Origin of the sequence: Streptomyces sp. NPDC102437 (assembly GCF_044765565.1) — a bacterium.
Taxonomy (GTDB): Bacteria; Actinomycetota; Actinomycetes; order Streptomycetales; family Streptomycetaceae; genus Streptomyces.
Window position 1 is genome coordinate 41,594 of record NZ_JBIWKI010000029.1, and the last position, 19,640, is coordinate 61,233.

At 70.7% G+C, this 19,640-nt stretch carries 16 protein-coding genes, 1 tRNA gene and 1 pseudogene; 7 read left to right on the forward strand and 11 right to left on the reverse strand.

Annotated elements, in window-relative coordinates; all coding sequences use genetic code 11:
* Positions 1-1,301 (forward strand): hypothetical protein (locus tag ACIRJP_RS30200; RefSeq protein ID WP_404180773.1); only part of this gene is annotated, 1,301 nt, incomplete at its 5' end.
* A 116-nt stretch (positions 1,302-1,417) separates the two neighbouring features.
* On the opposite strand, the gene ACIRJP_RS30205 is transcribed toward ACIRJP_RS30200, so the two are convergent.
* Both ACIRJP_RS30205 and ACIRJP_RS30210 read right to left on the reverse strand, forming a co-directional pair.
* Positions 1,418-2,299: an SURF1 family protein gene (locus ACIRJP_RS30205; RefSeq protein WP_404180776.1), complete on the reverse strand. Its 882-nt coding sequence runs from the start codon at positions 2,297-2,299 to the stop codon at positions 1,418-1,420.
* A 68-nt stretch (positions 2,300-2,367) separates the two neighbouring features.
* Positions 2,368-4,248 (reverse strand): S9 family peptidase, encoded by a 1,881-nt coding sequence (locus ACIRJP_RS30210; RefSeq protein WP_404180779.1) that lies wholly within the window; start codon positions 4,246-4,248, stop codon positions 2,368-2,370.
* A gap of 69 nt (positions 4,249-4,317) precedes the next feature.
* Between ACIRJP_RS30210 and ACIRJP_RS30215 the strand changes: the two genes are divergently transcribed.
* On the forward strand, positions 4,318-5,154 hold the full coding sequence (locus ACIRJP_RS30215) for a class I SAM-dependent methyltransferase (RefSeq protein ID WP_404180782.1): 837 nt from the start codon (positions 4,318-4,320) through the stop codon (positions 5,152-5,154).
* A 41-nt stretch (positions 5,155-5,195) separates the two neighbouring features.
* Positions 5,196-5,585 (forward strand): nuclear transport factor 2 family protein, encoded by a 390-nt coding sequence (locus ACIRJP_RS30220; protein WP_404180785.1) that lies wholly within the window; start codon positions 5,196-5,198, stop codon positions 5,583-5,585.
* A gap of 30 nt (positions 5,586-5,615) precedes the next feature.
* Here ACIRJP_RS30220 and ACIRJP_RS30225 read toward each other — a convergent pair whose 3' ends face one another.
* Positions 5,616-6,182 carry a winged helix-turn-helix transcriptional regulator gene (locus ACIRJP_RS30225; RefSeq protein ID WP_404180788.1) on the reverse strand — a complete coding sequence of 189 codons (567 nt, stop codon included), beginning with the start codon at positions 6,180-6,182 and terminating at the stop codon, positions 5,616-5,618.
* Between the two features lie 46 nt (positions 6,183-6,228).
* Between ACIRJP_RS30225 and ACIRJP_RS30230 the strand changes: the two are divergent.
* Positions 6,229-7,488: pseudogene (locus ACIRJP_RS30230) on the forward strand (MFS transporter); the annotation flags it as partial.
* 250 nt (positions 7,489-7,738) lie between these two features.
* Here ACIRJP_RS30230 and ACIRJP_RS30235 read toward each other — a convergent pair.
* Both ACIRJP_RS30235 and ACIRJP_RS30240 read right to left on the reverse strand, forming a co-directional pair.
* Positions 7,739-8,545: an SGNH/GDSL hydrolase family protein gene (locus ACIRJP_RS30235; RefSeq protein ID WP_404180791.1), complete on the reverse strand. Its 807-nt coding sequence runs from the start codon at positions 8,543-8,545 to the stop codon at positions 7,739-7,741.
* A 426-nt stretch (positions 8,546-8,971) separates the two neighbouring features.
* Positions 8,972-9,142, reverse strand: a complete 171-nt coding sequence (locus ACIRJP_RS30240; RefSeq protein ID WP_266731752.1) for a hypothetical protein — start codon at positions 9,140-9,142, stop codon at positions 8,972-8,974.
* A 324-nt stretch (positions 9,143-9,466) separates the two neighbouring features.
* Here ACIRJP_RS30240 and ACIRJP_RS30245 point away from each other — a divergent pair, with 324 nt between their 5' ends.
* Entirely contained in the window at positions 9,467-11,677 is a 2,211-nt protein-coding gene (locus ACIRJP_RS30245; RefSeq protein ID WP_404180906.1) for a HelD family protein, read from the forward strand.
* Between the two features lie 29 nt (positions 11,678-11,706).
* Here ACIRJP_RS30245 and ACIRJP_RS30250 read toward each other — a convergent pair whose 3' ends face one another.
* The 3 genes from ACIRJP_RS30250 to ACIRJP_RS30260 all read right to left on the reverse strand — a co-directional run bounded on the left by ACIRJP_RS30250 (position 11,707) and on the right by ACIRJP_RS30260 (position 13,475).
* The gene (locus ACIRJP_RS30250; RefSeq protein ID WP_404180909.1) at positions 11,707-12,315 is read right to left on the reverse strand and encodes an FAD-binding protein; all 609 of its coding nucleotides are present in this window, start codon (positions 12,313-12,315) and stop codon (positions 11,707-11,709) included.
* Between the two features lie 35 nt (positions 12,316-12,350).
* Positions 12,351-12,424, reverse strand: a tRNA-Pro gene (locus ACIRJP_RS30255).
* A 112-nt stretch (positions 12,425-12,536) separates the two neighbouring features.
* Complete coding sequence (locus ACIRJP_RS30260; protein WP_404180794.1) at positions 12,537-13,475, reverse strand: metallophosphoesterase; 939 nt, start codon at positions 13,473-13,475, stop codon at positions 12,537-12,539.
* Between the two features lie 79 nt (positions 13,476-13,554).
* On the opposite strand from ACIRJP_RS30260, the gene ACIRJP_RS30265 reads away from it, so the two are divergent.
* On the forward strand, positions 13,555-14,019 hold the full coding sequence (locus ACIRJP_RS30265) for a GatB/YqeY domain-containing protein (RefSeq protein WP_404180797.1): 465 nt from the start codon (positions 13,555-13,557) through the stop codon (positions 14,017-14,019).
* A gap of 91 nt (positions 14,020-14,110) precedes the next feature.
* Here ACIRJP_RS30265 and ACIRJP_RS30270 read toward each other — a convergent pair whose 3' ends face one another.
* Complete coding sequence (locus tag ACIRJP_RS30270) at positions 14,111-16,366, reverse strand: transglycosylase domain-containing protein (RefSeq protein WP_404180800.1); 2,256 nt, start codon at positions 16,364-16,366, stop codon at positions 14,111-14,113.
* Positions 16,367-16,752: 386 nt separating this feature from the next.
* Here ACIRJP_RS30270 and ACIRJP_RS30275 point away from each other — a divergent pair, with 386 nt between their 5' ends.
* Positions 16,753-17,103, forward strand: coding sequence for a WhiB family transcriptional regulator (locus tag ACIRJP_RS30275; RefSeq protein WP_176740522.1), 351 nt, complete (start codon positions 16,753-16,755; stop codon positions 17,101-17,103).
* A gap of 14 nt (positions 17,104-17,117) precedes the next feature.
* Here ACIRJP_RS30275 and ACIRJP_RS30280 read toward each other — a convergent pair whose 3' ends face one another.
* Entirely contained in the window at positions 17,118-18,581 is a 1,464-nt protein-coding gene (locus ACIRJP_RS30280) for an ArsA family ATPase (RefSeq protein WP_404180803.1), read from the reverse strand.
* Entirely contained in the window at positions 18,578-19,588 is a 1,011-nt protein-coding gene (locus ACIRJP_RS30285) for an ArsA family ATPase (protein WP_404180806.1), read from the reverse strand. The genes ACIRJP_RS30280 and ACIRJP_RS30285 overlap by 4 nt, the downstream gene beginning before the upstream one ends.
* Positions 19,589-19,640: the final 52 nt, after the last annotated feature.

Genomic DNA, 19,640 nt, shown 5'->3' on the forward strand with positions numbered 1-19,640 from the left:
CTGAGACTGCCGAGTTCACCAGGACCGCTGAGGCCGCTGAGGCTGCCGAGGCCACCAGGACCGCTGAGACTGCCGAGGCCGCTGAGACTGCCGAGTTCACCAGGACCGCTGAGGCCGCTGAGGCTGCCGAGGCCACCAGGACCGCTGAGACTGCCGAGGCCGCTGAGACTGCCGAGGCCGCGGAGACCGCTGAGCTCGGCAGTCTGAGCAGCCTCTTCGGCTCGGGGCTCGGCCCGGACAGCGGTCCGGGTGCCGGTCCGGGCGTCGGTGACGGTGCGGATCTCGACGAGGTCGCACTGCGCCGCATGCTGCACGGGGCCGTCCGGAACATCGAGCCCAGCGACGGCACGCTCGACCATCTGCAACGTGCGGTTCCCGTCCGGCGCGCCAAGCGACGCCAGGCCGTCGTCGGACTGGCGGCCGCGGCGCTGCTCATCGGGACCGCGGTACCCGCCTTCGTCCATGTCGCGAACTCCGACGGTTCGAACACCGCCAACCCCGCGATAGCCGGGCACGGCGAGCAGGCGCAGGGCGGCAACGGCGCCGACGTCGACTCGGAGTCCGGCGGCGAGGCCGGCAGCGGCAACACCGACGGGCGGGCCGACGGCGGTCCGGGCCGGCCCAGCAGCACGAGCAGCCCCTCCGACAGCCGCGGCCAGGGCGCCGACGGCCACCTGTCGGGCGGGGGCGCCGATCCGTCCGGCTCGGCGATGGTGGCGATGCCGGCGTGCAACCCGGAACAGCTCGGTGTCGCCTCGGCCGAGACCGGTGCGGCCGGTGCCGACGGCACGGTCTACGGCACCTTCCGGATCGCCAATGTCTCCGGCACGGAATGCTCGGTGAGCAGCGGCGGCAGCGTGGGGTTCCAGGCGATAGGCGCGGCCGACCCGGCGAGGATCGCGGTCGTCCAGCACACCGCGGGTGATGCGGCGGCCGGACTGCCCGACCCTTCGCAGGAGCAGGGGACGGTGCTGCTGAAGCCGTCGATGGCGTACGAGGTGAGGTTCGCCTGGGTGCCGAGCGACACCTGTCCGACCGTCGGAGGCTCGCCGAGCCCGACGCCGACCGACGACGCGGGCGGTGCGAGCGGCGCGGCGGCCGCCGGAGCCGGTACGGGAAGCGCGGACGGGACGTCGGGGACGGAGACGCAGTTCGGCAGCGAGGACGGCGGCGGGACGCAGGACGGCAGCGTCGCGGTGATGCACACGCCGGAGGCCGGGGCGCCGGTCGCCGAGACGAAGATCGCCAACGCCTGCTCGGGCACGATCTACCGGACCGGGGTGCTCGCTCCCGCGACGTGACGCGGTGCGATGCATGACGTAGACGTATACGACGAGGGGCCCGCCGGATCGACGATCGATCGGCGGGCCCCTCGCGTATGTGTGTGCCTGCGTCTGTGTCCGTGCCTGCGCGTGCCTCAGACCGTTCCGGAGCCCACAGCGTCCTTGCTCTCGCTCTTGCCGGACTCGGCTTCCGCTTCCGACGCCGCTGCCTCTTCCTCGACGAGGCCCAGTTGCAGATCGCGTGCGGCTTCGGCCTCGCGGCGGACCAGCCGGAACCACATGAAGAGCACGAACCCGGCGAAGACGAACCACTCGCCGGTGTAGCCGAGGTTCTGGAACGCCTTCAGGTCGAGCCCGGTGCCCTGCGCCGCGGCGGCGGGCACGGGACGCAGCGCGCCGGCCGCCTTGTCCCCGGAACCGGAGTCGGCACTGGAACCGGCTCCGGCGCCCGTGTCCTGGAGCGTCACCCATGCGTCGTAGACGTCGTAAGGGACGAGGTTGATCAGCGACGCCGCGCTGATCATGCCCAGCTGGCCGTCGGGAAGCCCGCCCGCCGTGTCGACACCCGCGGTGCCGGCGTTCTCGGACGCCTGGAGGTCGCCGGTCACCGTGACCTCGCCGGTCGGTGCGGCGGGCACGGCGGTGCTGCCGGGCTTGCCGGGCAGCCAGCCGCGCACCACGGGCAGCGCCTTGCCGCTGTCCGTACGGAGCATGTTCAGGACGTAGAAGCCGCTCTTGTCGTCCAACTTCCGTCCCGGCACCAGGAACTGGTCGGCGTACCGGCCGGTGGCGGTGGCGGGGCGGCCGGAGGTCACCGTGTCGACGGGCAGGAGCTCGTCGATCGGCTTGGCGGGCCTCGTGCCGGGGGCGGGCTGCTTCTCGGCGGCGTCGTGCGTCTGCACGCGGTCCTCGAAGCGGCCGAGCTGCCAGGTGCCCATGAACACGCAGAACGGGATGGCCAGCACGACGAAGAGGTTGATCCCCCACCATCGCGGGGTCAGCAGGAACCGGTACACCCCTCCACCGTACGGTCCCCGCTCCGGTCGCCCGGAGCGGGGTGCCGACTGAGGGCCGGGCCTGTCCGCTACGAGCCGGACGGGTCCGTCCCCGCGGCCAGGTGGCGCCGGGCGAAGTCCAGCTCCAGGCGGACCTGCTTGATCCGCTCCTCCACGACGAGCGAGCCGTGGCCCGCGTCGTACCGGTACACCTCGTGCACCGCGCCCCGGTCCTTCAGCCGGTCGACGTAGTTCTCGACCTGGCGGATCGGGCAGCGCGGGTCGTTGACGCCCGCCGAGACGTAGACCGGCGCCCGGACCGCGTCGACATACGTCAGCGGGGACGACGCCTCGAAACGCTCCGGGACCTCCTCCGGCGTACCGCCGAGCAGCGTGCGGTCCATCGCCTTCAGGTTCTCCATCTCGTCGTGGTACGCCGTGACGTAGTCGGCGACCGGGACCGCCGCCAGGCCGAGGGCCCAGTCGTCCGGCTGCGTGCCGAGGCCGAGCAGGGTCAGATAGCCGCCCCAGGAGCCTCCGGCCAGGACCAGCTTCTCCGGATCTGCGAGGCCGGACTTGACCGCCCACTCCCGTACCGCGGCGATGTCCTCCAACTCGATCAGCCCGACCCGGTGCTTGAGCGCGTCCGTCCAGGCGCGGCCGTATCCCGTGGAACCGCGGTAGTTGACCCGGACGACCGCGTAGCCGTGGTCCACCCAGGCGGCGGGGCCGGAGGCGAAGGCGTCGCTGTCGTGCCAGGTCGGGCCTCCGTGGATCTCGAAGACGGTGGCGAACGGCCCCTGAGCCGGGGCGGCGGGCCGCTGGACGAGAGCGTGGACGCGGCCCGCGGGCCCGTCCACCCACACGTCCTCCACCGGAACGGAAGCCGGGGCCTTCGCGCCGGGCGGATCGAGCACCACCGCACCCGACGTGGACCGGACGACGGGCGGCTGCTCGGCCGAGGACCACAGGTACTCCACCGTGCCGTCCGGCCGGGCCGTCGCACCGGACACCGTACCCGCGGGTGTTTCCACCCGGACGAGCGCGCCGCCCGCCTCCGGCTCGTACCGCCACAGTTCGCTGCGGGCCTCGAATTCGTGCACGACCAGCAGCGCGGAGGCGTCCGGATACCACTCGGCGACCACATCACCGGGCAGATCGATCGCGAGCTCAGTCTCCACGCCGGTCGTCGGGTCCCAGATCATCGGCTCCCAGCGGCCCCGCCGCTGGTGCCCGATCAGAAGCCTCGGGTCCCCGGCGACGGGGGCGAAGCCCAGCACGGACAGGCCCAGCTCCTTCGTGCCGCCCTCGGTGTCGTCCAGCTCGGCGACCGTCGTCCCGTCCAGGCGCACCACGCGCAGCGCGGAGTGCATCGCATCGCCGTGCTCGGTGTGCTCCAGGGCGATCAGCGTCCCGTCATGACTGAGGTCGCCGACGCCCGCCGACTCGCGGTGCCGGTAGATCTCCACGGGAGCCGCGCCGGGCCGCACGACGTGGACCGTCGTCCCTTCCTCGTCGGTCGAGCGGCCGGCCACCGCCGTGCCGTCCCGTCCGATCGCGAGCCCGGCCGGGTAGGAAGGGCCGAGACCGGGCATCGCCGGCTCGTCACCCGGCTGCCCGTCCTCGCTGCCGTGGAACGGCTGGCGCATCCACACCCCGAACTCGTCGCCATCGGTGTCGGCGAACCACCAGACCGACTCCCCGCCGGGCGTCAGCAACCCGTCCGTCGTGCCGTTCGGCCGGTCGGTCACCTGGCGCTGCGCGCCGGTGGCGCGGTCCCACGCGTACAGCTCGTACGTCCCCGTAGCGTTGGAGACGAACAGCGCACGGTCGGGTGCGTCCTCCGCCCAGTCGGGCAACGACACCCGCGGCGCCCGGAAGCGCTGCTCCCACTTCGGTGCGGAAGCGGCCGCCGCAGCAGCGGGGCCCTGAGCGGAAGGGGCCGTCGTCGAGCCAGTGATCTCAGTCATGCCCCCATTCTGCGTCGGAACGCCGACAATTCGTTCGCGTCGTCCTCAGCCTGTGGATAACCTCCCGGCATGCATGCACCGACCCCTGAAGACTGGCGTGAGGCCAACCGCGCGCTCTGGGACGAGCGGGTCCCCATCCACGTCACGAGCGACTACTACGACCTCGACGCGTTCCGCGCGGGGAAGGACGCCCTGCGCGACTTCGAACTCGCCGAGGTCGGAGACGTCAAGGGCAAGACCCTGCTGCATCTTCAGTGCCACATAGGCGTCGACACCCTCTCCTGGGCCCGGCACGGCGCCGCACAGGTCGTCGGCCTGGACTTCTCCGAGCCGGCCGTCGAGACCGCGCGCGTCCTGGCCCGCGAGCTCGGGTTCGGCCAGGACCGGGCGGCGTTCGTCGCGGCCGACGTCCACGACGCCGCGGAGGCCGTCCCCGACTCGTCGTACGACATCGTCTACACCGGCATCGGCGCGCTGAACTGGCTGCCCGACATCCGTCGCTGGGCCGAGACCGCCGCATCGCTCGTGGCGCCCGGGGGGTTCCTCTACCTCACGGAGTTCCATCCGATGACGGACTGCCTCGACGACGAGACCGGGACGAAGGTCGACCACGACTACTTCAGCCGCGACGCATGGGTGGACGAGACGCCGGGCACGTACGCGGACTTCGACGCGCCCACCGTCCACAACCGCAGCATCGAGTGGCAGCACCCGATCGGCGAGGTGGTGTCGGCGCTGGCCGCCACCGGGCTGCGGATCGAGTTCCTGCACGAGCACGACGCCTCGCTCTTCGCCCGCTTCCCGACGCTGGAACGGCAGAGCGACGGCTACTACCGCTTCCCGGCCGACCGGCCGCGCATCCCGCTGATGTACTCCGTCAAGGCGTCGCGGGCGGCCGATTCCTGAGCAAGGGCGGATTGTCAGTGGCGGGGTCCAGACTCGGACCCATGACGACGACTGCCGATCTGCGCGCCGTGGTGGAGACGTACTGGAGCGCGGCCGACGCCCGCGACTGGGACGCCTTCGCCGCGACGCTGGCCGACGAGGTGCTGTACGACTTGCCACAGACTCGCGAGCGCATTCGCGGGAAGGCGCGGTACCTGCGGTTCAACCGGGAGTACCCGGGGGACTGGAGGGTCCGCGTCGAGCGCGTGGTGGCCGACGGCCAGGAGCAGCAGGCCGCCGTCCGTACGCGCTTCACGGCCGGGGGCGAGGAGTTGCACGCCATTCACTTCTTCGTGTTCGACGCGACGGGGCGGATCAGCGGGATCACCGACTTCTGGCCCGAGCCGTACGAGCCCCCGGCGGGCCGGGAGCACCTCGTCGAGCGGTACTGATCGTCCCGGCTCCCAGCCCCGGTTCCCGGCTCAGCCGTCGGACGGGTCCGGCTGCCTGGGGCCCGAGCGGTCCCATCCGGGGGCGCGGACATCGACCGTCAGCGTGTTCATCACGACTTCCTCGCCGCAAGTGCGGCAGATCCACGCCGCGTCGAGATCGTGCGCATGGGCATCCCCGCCCGCGTCCTCGGCCGCGCGCCCGGCGGCGTCCGCGACCGGCTCGTGGACCATGACCACCGGCCGGTCCTCCAGCACCCACCGGTCGCCCCAGTCCAGCAGCGCCCGGATGACCGGCGCGAGATCGCGTCCGGATTCGGTCAGGTGGTACTCGTAGCGCAACGGGCGTTCGTTGTAGGGCCGCCGCTCGACCACTCCGGCCTGCTCCAGTGAACGCAGCCGCGCCGCGAGACGGTCGCGGGGCGCCCCGGTGTTACGGGCGATCGCCTCGAACCGGTGGTTGCCGAAGAAGATCTCGCGCACCGCGAGCAGCGCCCATTTCTCACCCACCACGTGCAGCGCGGCGGCGGCCGAGCAGGGCCGGCCGGGCAGCGTGACCGTCGGGGCGGTGCGGGCGTGGGGTTCCTGTGCAGCACTCATCATCACAAGGTTGCCATCTCAAACTCACTGGCGCTACCTTGCCGCCATGATAGTTGGAGAATCAAACTCACTCGCCTCCGAGTCCCCCGCCCCGCCCACCTCCGCGTCCTCCTCGCGCGCCTCCGGCTGGATCATTTCGGCCGGTGTCTTCGTCGTGAATCTCGACCTGTTCATCGTCAATGTCGCGGTACCCGCCCTCGGCGACGCCTTCGACGGCAGCTCCCTCGCCTCGCTGTCCTGGGTGCTCAACGCGTACGCGATCGTCTTCGCCGCACTGCTCGTCGTCGCGGGCAGGCTCGCCGACCGGTACGGGCACCGCCGCGGCTTCCTTCTCGGGCTGGCGGTCTTCACCGTCGCCTCCGCGCTCTGCGCCGTCGCCCCCGGAGTCGGCTGGCTGGTGGCCGCCCGTGCGCTGCAGGCCGCCGGAGCCGCCGCGCTCATGCCGACGTCCCTCGCCCTCCTGCTGGTCGACACCCCGGCGGAGCGCCGCCCCCGGGCCATCCGGGGCTGGGCGGCGATCGGCGGCATCGCGGCCGGTCTCGGTCCGGTGGTGGGGGGCGTGCTCGTGGAGGCCGACTGGCGCTGGGTCTTTCTCGTCAATGTGCCGGTCGGAGTGATCGGGCTGCTCGCGGGCGCCCGGCTGCTGCCCGATGCCCGCCCGCACCGCGAGGGTCCCTTCCCGGACCTCGTCGGGGCGGTGCTGCTCACCCTCGCGATCGCCGCGCTGGCGCTCGCGCTGGTCAAGTCCGATGGCTGGGGCTGGAGTTCGCCGGGAGTCCTGGTTCCGCTGTTCGCGACGGCCGTTCTCGTCGCGGGCTTCTGGATACGGTCCGCGCGGCACCCGGCCCCGGTCGTCGAGCTGCCGATGCTGCGCACCCGGCTCTTCGCGACGGCCACTCTCGCGGCTCTGCTCTTCACCGTCGCGTTCGCGGCGATGCTGCTGACGTCGGTGCTCTGGTGCCGGCAGGTGTGGGGTTACTCGGCGATCCGTACCGGACTCGCCGTCGCGCCGGGGCCGTTGGTCGTGCCGGTGCTCGCCGTTCTCTCGGGGCCGGTCGTCCGCCGGCTCGGGGCGGGCCGCACGGCGGCACTCGGCTGCCTGCTGTTCGCCTGTGGGCTCGCCTGGTGGGCCGTCGCACTCGGCGTGGCTCCGCACTACGCGAGCGGCTTCCTGCCCGGCATGGTGGTCACCGGCATCGGAGTGGGCCTCGCCCTCCCCACCCTGGTCGGCGCGGCCGCCGCGGCCCTCCCGCCCACCCGTTTCGCCACCGGATCGGCCGTCACCACGATGGCCCGCCAGACGGGTTCGGTGCTGGGGGTGGCGCTGATGGTCACGCTGCTCGGTGCGCCGGACGGGCCGGGCGAGGCGCTCGACGCCTTCCGTCACGGCTGGTGGGCCGCTGCGGCCACCGCCGTGCTCGCCGCGTTCGCCGCCCTGACCCTGCACCGGCCGGACGCCGCGCCGGCCCCCCGCCTGACCGGGGGCAGCAGTGCGGCGGACGACCGGGGGAACCCCGGCGGCCCGCCGCATTTTCTGCACCTCCGTCGTCCGCGTCCTACGCGGCCGAGCGGAAGGCCGGAAGGTAACCGCCGGACTGGCCGGCGGCCTTGGGGTGGTACGAGTTGTAGACCGGGATCGACACGCTGTGGAGCCAGGCGTCACCGGAGCACAGCTCGTGCCCGGCGAACTCGTCGACCACGCTGGAGAACGTGAACCCGGCGTCGGCCGCCTGCTTGGCGATGACCCCGTTCAGCACCTCGGAGGCGTTGTTGATGGCCGCCCGCTCCTTCTCCGAGAGCCCGGCGATGCAGCTGCCGCTCAGCTGGTAGAAGCGCGGGTAGCCCAGCACCACGACATGGGCCTGCGGGGCCCGCGACCGGATCGAACCGTAGAGCGAACTCAGCTTGGACGGAAGCGAGTTCTGGACCTGTGAAACGGCCGAGCCGACGCTGCTGAGGCAGGCGGCCTCGCCGGAGAGCACGCAGTCCTGCATGACATCGGCGAACCCGACGTCGTTACCGCCCGCGGTGACGCTGACCAGGCCGGTGGACGAGCTCAACGCCCCCAGCTGGGTCCCGGCCACCGAAGTGGTCGTGGCACCGGAACAGGCCACGAAGGCAAAGGAAGAAGGCGAGTTGGCGGTCGCCCAGAGGTAGGGGTAGGACTTGGTGCTGCGACGGCAGTCGCCGCTGTCGGAAAGGTAGCTACCGGCACCGACGCCGGAGGAGTACGAGTCGCCGAGGGCGACGTACCCGCCGGCGGCGGCCAAGGAGTCTGCCGAGGCCGGCTGGGCAATGCCCAGCGCGGCCACGGCGGCGAGGACCAGAGTGGATGCGGACGCCCAGAATCTCCGTACTGACATGACTGTCAGCCCTCCGAAATGTGGGGGGTGGGTGGGGGGTTGGTTGAGCGCCACGTTTCTAGCAGCTGTTGGTACCGGCCGGTAATAGCTGCGGAAGAACTGGTCTGATATGCCCGAATGATCGTTCGGGTGCGGTAGCTCCGCGCGTAGATAAACCTCTGGGAGCGCCCCGAACGAGTGCTCTGCGGGCGCGAGTTCGCGCATCGGCGGGAGCTTGCGCGCCGGTGGAGGGTGGTGCCGCGGTGGAGGGCGGTACGGCGGCGGGGGCACGGCAGCGCGCGCCCGCTCGGCGGGCGCGCGGACCTACGGGATCAGGCGGCAGACATAAAAAAACCGGCGGCGGACATAAAAAACCGCCCTCCGCGGTGGCCGTCCCCAAGGGTGGGGGCGCCGCCGCGGAGGGCGGTTGTCGTGGTTCCGAGAGGGTCAGTTGTGGCCGAACCTCCGCTGCTTCCGGTGGGAGACCTGTTCTGAGATCGAGTGCACCGTCTCCTGGGCGGCCGTTGGTCGCGTCTGCTCCTTCGTCTCCGGAGCAGCGCTGCGTTCGTGGCCGCCGGTGCGGGCACCCCGGTTCTGCCGACTCTGCTTCTTGCCCACGATCGTGCCTCCTGTTGCGGATCTCGGACGATGGGCCATCACCAGACTCGCATGCAGGTATGAAAGGTGCATTCCGGGTGGCGGGTGCATGGTGCGACTCCCGCCGCGCTCCGGGGCCGGCGGCAGGTCGCTCGTGCCGGGAACTGTGGGGCCCGCGTCCCGTGCCATAAGCACAGGAAATCCCCGCTCCACAATTGCGGAGCGGGGATTTTCTCACGTATATTGAGTGGTTCTGTGTGGCACAGAAAAGGCCCCTCAAGGGGACCCTACGAGAATCACCATATCTGGCAGGGAGTGATTTTGTCAACTCGCGAAAACGTCGAATTGCAGAAGGAGCAGGAATTCATCGACCGGCTCTACGACCGCGTCGACACGCTGCGCGGGGTCGCCGCGCAGCGTGTCGAGGACGCGCTGACCCCCGTGGGGAACGGGCTGCAGGCCCGCCTCGAACGCGATGTGCTCGTCGCCGAACGTTCCGGCCTGCTGGCAGCGCTGAACGCGGTGGACGGTTCACTCTGCTTCGGCCGAATCGATCTCCGTGACGGTGCGGCGCACCATATCGGCCGTATCGGAATTCGCGAGGACGACACCGAACACACGCCTCTTCTAATCGACTGGCGGGCACCGGTCGCCCGGCCCTTCTATCTCGCCACCGGGCATACGCCCATGGGGCTGCGCAGGCGCAGGCACATCACCACCGACGGCCGCACGGTCACCGAACTGCACGACGAGATCCTCGATCTCGGGGACCGTGAGCGCAGCGGCTTCGAGGACCCGAGCGGCGACGCCGTGCTGCTCGCCGCGCTCGGCGCCGCCCGTACCGGACGCATGGGCGACATCGTGCGAACCATCCAGGCGGAGCAGGACCGCATCATCCGTGCCCCGCACCGCGGTGTCCTCGTCGTCGAGGGCGGCCCAGGCACGGGCAAGACGGCGGTCGCCCTGCACCGTGCGGCCTTCCTGCTGTACGAGCACCGTGAGCTGCTGGCCAAGCGCGCGGTCCTGGTCGTGGGCCCCAACCCGGCCTTCCTCCGCTACATCGGCGAGGTGCTGCCCGCACTCGGCGAGACCGGGGTCATGCTCGCCACGCAGGCCGAGCTCTTCCCCGGCGTCCACGCCCGCGGCACCGACACCCCTCGCGCGGCAGCCGTCAAGGGCGGCGCGGCAATGGCCGAGGCGCTCGCCCTCGCCGTACGCGACCGGCAGGGGCTGCCCGAGCCCGGCGAACCGGTGGTCATCCCGCACGACGACGGGGATCTCGTCCTGGACCGGGAGATCGCCGACGAGGCCCGCCGGGCGGCCCGCGAGACCCGGCTGCCGCACAACCTGGCCCGTCCGTACTTCGCGTTCCACGTCATCGACGCCCTCACCGCGCAGCTCACCGAACGCATCGGCGCGGATCCGTACGGCGGCCCGAATTTCCTCGGCCCGGACGACATCGCCCAGCTCGGCAAGGGCGTCGCCGCCAGCGAGGAGGTGCACGCCGCCGTCGGGGCGCTGTGGCCGGCGCTCACCCCCGAGGACTTCCTCGCCGACTATCTGGCCGAGCCGGTGCACGTACCGGAGGAGGACGCCGAGGCCATCCGGCGCGTTGCCGGAGACCGCGAGTGGACTCCGGCCGATGTGCCGCTCCTGGACGAGGTGGCCGAACTGCTCGGGGCGGACGACAGCGCCGAGCGGGCCGCCGCCGAGGCCGAGCGCCTGCGGCGGGTCGCCTATGCGCAGGGCGTCCTGGACCTGTCCCGGGGCTCGGAGACGTACGAGTTCGAGGACGAGGAGTCCGAGGTCCTGGCCGCCCACGACGTCATCGACGCCGAACGGATGGCCGAGCGGCACGAGGAGGCCGACCACCGGAGTGCGGCCGAGCGGGCCGCCGCCGACCGGACCTGGGCGTTCGGGCACATCATCGTCGACGAGGCGCAGGAACTGTCGCCGATGGCATGGCGGTTGCTGATGCGCCGGTCCCCGACGCGCTCGATGACCCTGGTCGGCGATCCGGCGCAGACCTCCGAGGAAGCGGGCGTCGGCTCATGGGAAAAGATCCTCGAACCGTACGTGGGCGATCGCTTCGAACACGTACGGCTGGGGGTCAACTACCGTACGCCCGCCGAGATCATGGAGCTGGCGGCCGGTGTCGTACGTGCCGAGGACCCCTCGTTCGAACCGCCCGGGTCGGTACGGTCCACCGGCCGGACGCCGTGGACACGGGACGCCGGGGCGGATCTGGCGGGCGCGGTGGCGGCGGCCGTCGCGGAGCTGACGCCCGAGGAGGGGCGCCTCGCGGTGATCGCGCCGCGCGCCCTGCACGAGGAGATCGCGTCCGGGATCGACGGGGTCACGGCCGGCGCCGAACCCGACCTCACCCGTACCGTGGTGCTGCTCGGCCCGCGTGAGGCCAAGGGGCTCGAATTCGACCATGTCCTGGTCGTGGAGCCGGGGCGGTTCGGGACCAGCGACCTGTACGTGGCGCTCACCCGGGCCACACAGCGGCTGGGCATCGTCCACAGGGAAGCACTGCCCGAGCCGCTGCGCTGATGCCGGGGGCGGCGCCGGTGACCGGAAGTTCAGGCCGTCGGGACCGAGGCCGCCGGATGCTCCGCCGCGATCCAGCCGAAGCCCATCGCGGGGCCGATCGTGGCACCGGGGCCCGGGTACGTCTGCCCCATCACGGCCGCGGCCACGTTCTCCGCCGCGTACAGGCCCGCGATCGGGGAGCCGTCCTCGCGCAGTACGCGGGCCTCGGCATCGGTCAGCAGCCCGCCCTTGGTGCCGAGGTCGCCCGGGTGCACGGGAACGGCGTAGTACGGCGCCGCCACCTTGACCCCGGTGCGCTTGCCCGCCGCGGTGCTCGCCCCCATGTCGAGGTGGCGGAAGTCGTACGAGGTGATGGTGAGCCCGTACGTCGGCAGGTTCGCGCGGCACATCAGGGCACGTCCGCGCCGGGGTATCCGGCGAAGGCCGAAGACCTCGGGCTCGACGAAGCGGCCGCGGGCGAAGCCGCCGGCCCTGCGCAGGGGGGCGCCGACACTGGCCGAGGGCGTGGGACAGCGGTGACGGCCGAGCACATCATCAGTGCCCGCGCCTCCGGGCAGCCGCCTGCCGAAGCTGGCTCCCCGGACGCGTCCGGATGGCTTCCGGAATGACCCACAACGCAGGTCAGGCCCGGTACTGATTTCTCAGTACCGGGCCTGACCTGGTGTTTCAGCTGTCGGGGTGGCGGGATTTGAACCCACGACCTCTTCGTCCCGAACGAAGCGCGCTGCCAAGCTGCGCTACACCCCGATCGCCGCCGATGTTCTGGCGACATCGATTACTTTAGCCCACCCGCGCCCGCAGACGAAATCCGGTTTCTGATGCGTCGGCCGGGGAAGGGCCGGGCCCCGGGGCGGGGGCCTCAGTCCCGGGGCGTCAGGGTCAGCAGGGTCGTTTCCGGCGGGCAGGCGAAGCGGACCGGGGTGTAGCGGTTGGTGCCGCAGCCGGCCGAGACGTGGAGGTAGGCACGGCGGTCGTCGACGGTGTGGGTGGAGAGGCCCTTGACCCGGTCCGTGTCCAGGTCGCAGTTGGTGACCAGGGCCCCGTAGAAGGGGATGCAGAGCTGGCCGCCGTGAGTGTGACCGGCCAGGATCAGGGGGTAGCCGTCCTGGGTGAAGGCGTCCAGGGAACGCAGGTAGGGGGCGTGGACCACGCCGATGGAGAGGTCGGCGCCCGTCTCGGGGCCGCCGGACACCTCCGCGTAGCGGTCGCGCTTGATGTGCGGGTCGTCCAGGCCGGTGAAGGCGAGCTCCAGGCCGTCGATCTTGAGGCGGCCGCGGGTGTTGGACAGGCCCAGCCAGCCCGCCTCGTCGAAGGCGTCGCGCATCGGCTCCCAGGGGTTGTGGACGACGCCGACCGCGGGCGCGTTCCCGTTGAGGCCGTGCTTGCCCCGGGCCTTTTCGATGAGGTAGCGGGCGGGGTTGCGGAGCTTGGGGCCGTAGTAGTCGTTGGAGCCGAAGACGTACACGCCCGGGAACTCCATCAGCGGGCCGAGGGCGTCGAGCAGCTCGGGCACGGCCTCGGGGTCGGAGAGGTTGTCGCCGGTGTTCACGACGAAGTCCGGGCGCAGGCCGGCCAGCGACTGGAGCCAGGCCCGCTTCTTGCGCTGGCCGCTCACCATGTGGATGTCGGAGACCTGGAGCACGCGCAACGGGCGTGCCCCGTGCGGGAGTACGGGGATGGCGACCCGTCGCAGGCGGAACGAGCGGGCTTCGAATCCGGCGGCGTAGGCGATGCCGGCTGCGCCGATCGCCGCGCCGACTGCCGTGACTTTCAGGGGTACTCCGTAGCGTGCGCGCATGCGCCCATCGTCGCAGACACCGTGCGGCCGGAAGAAAACCGGCGGGCGCCGCTCGCCCCGTACCTGCCACAATCAGCACATGACCACGCTCAAGTCCAAGCTCAAGGAAGACCTCACCACGGCCATGAAGGCGCGCGACGAGCTGACCTCGTCCACGCTCCGGCTGACACTCACCGCCATCACGAAGGAGGAGGTCAGCGGCAAGACGGCCCGTGAGCTCTCCGACGACGAGGTGCAGAAGGTGATCGCCAAGGAGGCGAAGAAGCGCCGCGAGGCGGCCGAAGCCTTCGCCCGGGGCGGCCGGACCGAGCAGGCCGAGCGTGAGAAGGCGGAGGGCGAGATCCTCGACGCGTACCTGCCGAAGCAGCTGAGCGACGACGAGCTGGGCGCGATCGTGGCGTCCGCCGTCGAGGAGGCCAGGGCAGCCGGGGCCGAGGGGCCGCGTGCGATGGGCGCCGTCATGAAGATCGTGAACCCGAAGGTGGCGGGGCGCGCGGACGGCGGCCGGGTGGCCGCCTCGGTGAAGAAGCTCCTCGCGGGCTGAGCGGCGCAGGAAGCGCAGGAACCCGCGAAGGCGGGTGCCCCGGATCGGATCGATCCGGGGCACCCGCCTTCGCGCGTATGAGCCGTGCCGCTCAGGGGCCCTGCGTGCCGCCGTTGGTCTGGCCGCGGTGGCCGCCGCCGTTGGTCCCGCCGATGAGGTTCGGCGGGATGGTGATGCCGGGGAACGGGTTCTTGCCGCCGGGCTTCTTGCCTCCGGCGCCGGGCCGTCCTTCGTCCCCGCGGTCGCGGCCCCTGTCCCTGTCCCGCTCGTCGTTCTTCGGCGGGTCCGGGATGTCGACGGTGTTGAAGGGGGGAGCGGCCACCCCGTTGAGGGCGCCCGTCATCGCGTCACGCCAGATCGGTCCGGGGACCTGTCCGCCGTACACCTTGTCCTGGTACACGCCACCGATCGTGATGCGCTCCATCTCGACGCTCTGGGACGGGCTGCCGACCCAGACGGCGCCGGACATGTTCGGCGTGTACCCGACGAACCAGGCGTTCTTGCGGGCGTCGGTCGTACCGGTCTTGCCCGCGTTGTCGCGGTTCTGGAGCCCCGCCTCCTGGCCGGTACCGGAGTCGACCACGCCGCGCAGCAGGGTGTTGATGGTGTCGGCCGTGGTCGGCGACATCGCCTGCGAGCAGGAGGTCTTGGGCACGGGCAGCGAAGTGCCGTCGGCCGTGCTGACCGACTCCATGGCTATCGGTGTGCAGTACGTACCGCGGTTGGCGAAGGCGGCGTACGCGCTCGCCATGGTCAGCGGAGACAGACCGTTGGAGCCGAGGGTCAGGGTCGACGGGTTCTGCGGAAGCTTGGAGCCGTCGCCCTGCACCACGCCGAGCTTGTCGGTCATCTGCGAGACCGGGCACATGCCGATGTCCTGGAGCATCTGGACGAAGTAGGTGTTGACCGACTTCTCCATCGCCTCCCGCAGCGCGTACGGCCCCTTCTCGGTCTCGCTCTCGTTCTCCAGGTGATACTTCGGCACCCCGTCGTTGACCCACGGCTTCCCGCAGGAGCGCACCGTGTCCGGGTAGTCCATCTCGTACGGGGACGGATAGACCTGCGTGGCCGGCTTGCCGCCCTGTATGGCCGCGGCGGCGAGGAAGGGCTTGAACGTCGAACCGGTCGGGAAGCCGTAGTTGGAGCCGCCCATGGACTTGTTGACCGAGTAGTTGTACTGGGTCTCGTTGGTCCCGAAGCCGTACGGCTTGGACTGGCCCATGCCCATGATCTTGCCGGTGCCCGGCTGGACCAGCGTCACGGCCGTCGCGACCTTGTCCGTCTTGTAGACGTGGCTCTTGATCGAGGCCTGCACCGACTGCTGGGACTGCGGGTCGAGCGTCGTCCGTATCGTCAGGCCGCCCCGGTTCCAGATCTTGGCCCGGTCCTCCTTGGTCTTGCCGAAGACCGGGTCGGTGAGGAAGACGTGGCGTACGTAGTCGCAGAAGAAGCCGGCGCCGCTGACGGCCGTGATGCAGCCGTTCTGCGGCTTCTTGACCTTCAGCTTGATCGGGGTCGCCTTCGCCTTCTCGGCCTGGGCCTTCGAGATGTCCCCGACGTCCGCCATGCGCTGGAGCACCATGTTGCGGCGCTTGGTGGCCTCGGCCGGGTCGTTGACCGGGTCGTAGCGGCTCGGCGACTGCACGACGCCGGCCAGCAGCGCGGACTCCTCCAGCGTCAGGTCCTTGGCCGACTTGGAGAAGTAGCGCTGGGAGGCGGCCTCGATGCCGTAGGCCTGCTGCCCGAAGAAGGTGATGTTGAGGTAGTTCTCCAGGATCTTCTTCTTGCCGAGCTCTTCCTCGACCTGGATCGCGTACTTCAGCTCCTGGACCTTGCGGCCCATCGTCTGCTGGGTGGCCTGCGCGACCTTGTCCGGGTCGTCGCCCGCCTCCTCGACGAAGACGTTCTTCACGTACTGCTGGGTCAGGGTCGACGCGCCCTCGGTGGTCCCGCCCGTCTGCACGTTGCGGTTCAGCGCGCGCAGGATGCCCTTGAGGTCGATGGCCCCGTGCTCGTAGAACCGGGCGTCCTCGATCGCGACGATCGCTTTCTGCATGTACGGGGAGATGTTCTTCAGCGGGACCACCGTGCGGTCGCGCGAGTACACCGAGGCGATCAGCCCGCCCTTGCTGTCCAGGATCGTGGTGCGCTGGCTCAGCGGCGGAGTCTTCAGATTGGCCGGGATCTCGTCGAACCCCTCGACCGTTCCCTTGGTGGCGAGGCCCAGTGCTCCGGCGGCCGGCAGCGCGATGCCCGCGAGCACGACTCCGGAGAGCGCGGCGACACCGAGGAACTTGGCGGCCTGCTGGGTCGTCGAGAGACCCCCGCCCGAGCGCTTCTTTGGCATGGGGGCAGCCTACGTTCTCATTCGCCGGACACACGTATATGCCTTGGCCTAAGCTGCTCTCAACTGTCACAGCAGTCCGGTTCCGCATCAACCCCCGTGCAAGTCCCGGCCACGACCGCAGGCGCTCCCGAATTCGCCTCGTTGGTCATCGAACGTCCGTTGTGATCCAGGTGATCTGTCCCGATTCTGGCGGGATAGTCGCGTATGCCCCCACCTCACTCCCCTGGGTGATCTGCCGCATACGCATAGTCCGTTCGGGCCATTCAAGATTGGGCCCGAAGGGGGTGTTGTGCTGTCGCCACCTTCCGTAACGTCCTCAACTGGCAGCGGTGAATATGCCGCTGTCGCCGTGGGGGAGCCTCGATTCGGGAGAGGACGGCGCCGTGATGGGCTGGGTAACCGACTGGAGTGCGCAGGCAGCCTGCCGCACTACCGATCCGGATGAACTGTTCGTACAAGGGGCAGCGCAGAACAGGGCCAAGGCGGTGTGTACCGGATGCCCGGTGCGGACCGAGTGCCTGGCCGATGCGCTGGACAATCGCGTCGAGTTCGGCGTGTGGGGCGGAATGACCGAGCGTGAGCGCCGCGCACTGCTGCGCAGGCGACCGACCGTCACGTCCTGGCGTCGGCTGCTGGAGACCGCACGCAGCGAGTACGAGCAGTCGACGGGCATCCTGCCCGTGGCGATCGGGCTGGACGACGACGAACTGCACGAGAGGTACGCCGCAGTGGGATAGGACCGGCGGGTTGTTCACGCAGCTCCGGCCGGGGCGGAACCGGTCGCGAGCCGGTCTCCGACGGCCCTGAGTCCTTCGAGATCGTGTACGTCACCGGGCAGCGCGGCCACTTCGGTCACGGCGACCTCGGGGTGCTGTGCGGTGAAGCGGTCACGTGTGCGCTGCTCGCGCGCGACCACCTGCATCCGTTCGGCATGCAGCCGCAACAGACCTGCGGTCAGCTCCTCGACGGAAGCGGCCTGGGGCGTATCGGGAGCGGGTGGATCGGGAACGTGTCCCGGCGTCGGCTCGCGGTATTCGGTGTCCTCGCACTCGTACTCGGAGTTGTGGGGCGTGGGAACCGCCTCGGGAGAGGTGGCCGACCGGTCGGTCCTGTCACGAAGTCCAGTCTTCCCGGCCGGCTGATCCACAATGCGGACCCCGTCAAGATTTTCTGCGGCGGCCAGGGCGTGCTCGGCGGAGAGCCGGGCGGCATCGCTGCCATGAACCCGGTTGAGCACCAGACCGGCCAGCGGCATGTCCTCCGCGGCCAGCCGTTCCACGAAGTACGCCGCCTCGCGCAGCGCGTCCCGCTCGGGCGTCGCGACGACGAGGAACGCCGTGCCGGGCGCCTGCAGCAGTTTGTACGTGGCGTCGGCCCGGGTGCGGAATCCGCCGAACATGGTGTCCATCGCCGCGACGAAGGTCTGTACATCGCGCAGGAATTGACCGCCGAGCAGTTTGCCGAGCGTTCCGGTCATCATCGACATGCCGACGTTCAGGAACTTCATCCCGGCCCGGCCGCCCATCTTCGCCGGGGCCATCAGCAGCTTGATGAACTTTCCGTCCAGGAAGGAACCGAGGCGCTTCGGCGCGTCCAGGAAGTCCAGCGCGGAGCGCGACGGAGGGGTGTCGACGACGATCAGGTCCCACTCGTCGCGAGCGCGCAGCTGCCCGAGCTTCTCCATCGCCATGTACTCCTGCGTGCCCGCGAAACCGGCCGACAGGGACTGGTAGAAGGGGTTCTCCAGGATCGCGCGGGCCCGCTCGGCGTCCGCGTGCGCCTCGACGATCTCGTCGAAGGTCCGCTTCATGTCGAGCATCATGGCGTGCAGTTCCCCGGCGCCCTCGCCGTCGATGCCCGGAACCCGGCGCGGGACGTTGTCCAGCGAGTCGATGCCCATGGACTGGGCGAGTCTGCGGGCCGGGTCGATGGTGAGGACGACGACCTTGCGACCGCGCTCGGCCGCCCTGACGCCCAGTGCGGCCGCCGTGGTGGTCTTGCCGACGCCGCCCGAACCGCAGCAGACGACGATCCGGATGTCCGGATCGTCGAGCAGTGCGTCGGTGTCCAGCGCGGGGGCCGGTTCGGGGGAGGGGGAGTCGACCGCCTCCGCCGACGCGTCCGTCGAGTCGGCTGTGTCCACCGACGCGGCCGAGCCCACCGACGCGGCCGTGTCCGTTCTTGCGGTCGTGGCCGCGTCTGTGCGCTGTGTCATGCACCCACCCCTTGTCCCGCCCCTTGTCCCGCCCCTTCGTCCCCCGCTTCGCCCACGCCCTGCTTGCGCAGCTCGGTCGCCAGGTCGTAGAGACCGGCCGGGTCCATTCCCTCGCCGATCAGCGGGAGTTCGTACCCCAGAAGCTCCAGTCCGGCGAGCACGGCGCGCTGTTCACGCTCCAGCTCGACCCGCTGGGCGTGCTCGGCCGCCTGCTCGACCAGCGGGCGCACGAGCCCCGCCGAGCCGGTCACTCCCGCCCGGGTCAGCGCCTTGGCGATCTCCTTGCGCCGGCCGCCCGCAGCGGTGCGCAGGGTGTCCTCGTCCAGCAGATGGGGCCGCACCATGTTCACGATGACCCGGCCCACCGGAAGTTCGGCGGCGCGCAGCTCGGCGATGCCGTCCGCGGTCTCCTGGACCGGCATCTCCTCCAGCAGCGTCACCAGATGAACGGCGGTCTCGGGGGACTTCAGCACCCGCATCACGGCCTGCGCCTGATTGTGTATCGGGCCGATCCTGGCCAGGCCCGCCACCTCGTCGTTCACGTTGAGGAAGCGGGTGATGCGCCCGGTGGGCGGGGCATCCATGATCACGTAGTCGTAGACGTACCGGTTCTGCTTGTCCTTGCGGCGTACGGCCTCGCAGGCCTTGCCGGTCAGCAGCACGTCCCGCACACCGGGCGCGATCGTGGTGGCGAAGTCGATCGCGCCGAGCTTCTTGAGCGCCCGGCCCGCGCTGCCCAGCTTGTAGAACATCTGGAGGTAGTCGAGCAGGGCGCGCTCTGCGTCGATCGCGAGGGCGTACACCTCGCCGCCGCCCGGCGCGACGGCGATCTTGCGCTCCTCGTACGGAAGGGACTCCGTCTCGAAGAGCTGGGCGATGCCCTGCCTGCCCTCGACCTCCACGAGAAGCGTGCGCCTGCCCTCGGTCGCGAGGGCGAGCGCGAGGGCGGCGGCAACCGTGGTCTTACCGGTACCGCCCTTGCCGCTGACGACCTGGAACCTGCTCACGTATTCGAGCCTAACCAGTCACACCGCAGGCTACGCACGAGGCTGCGCGTGC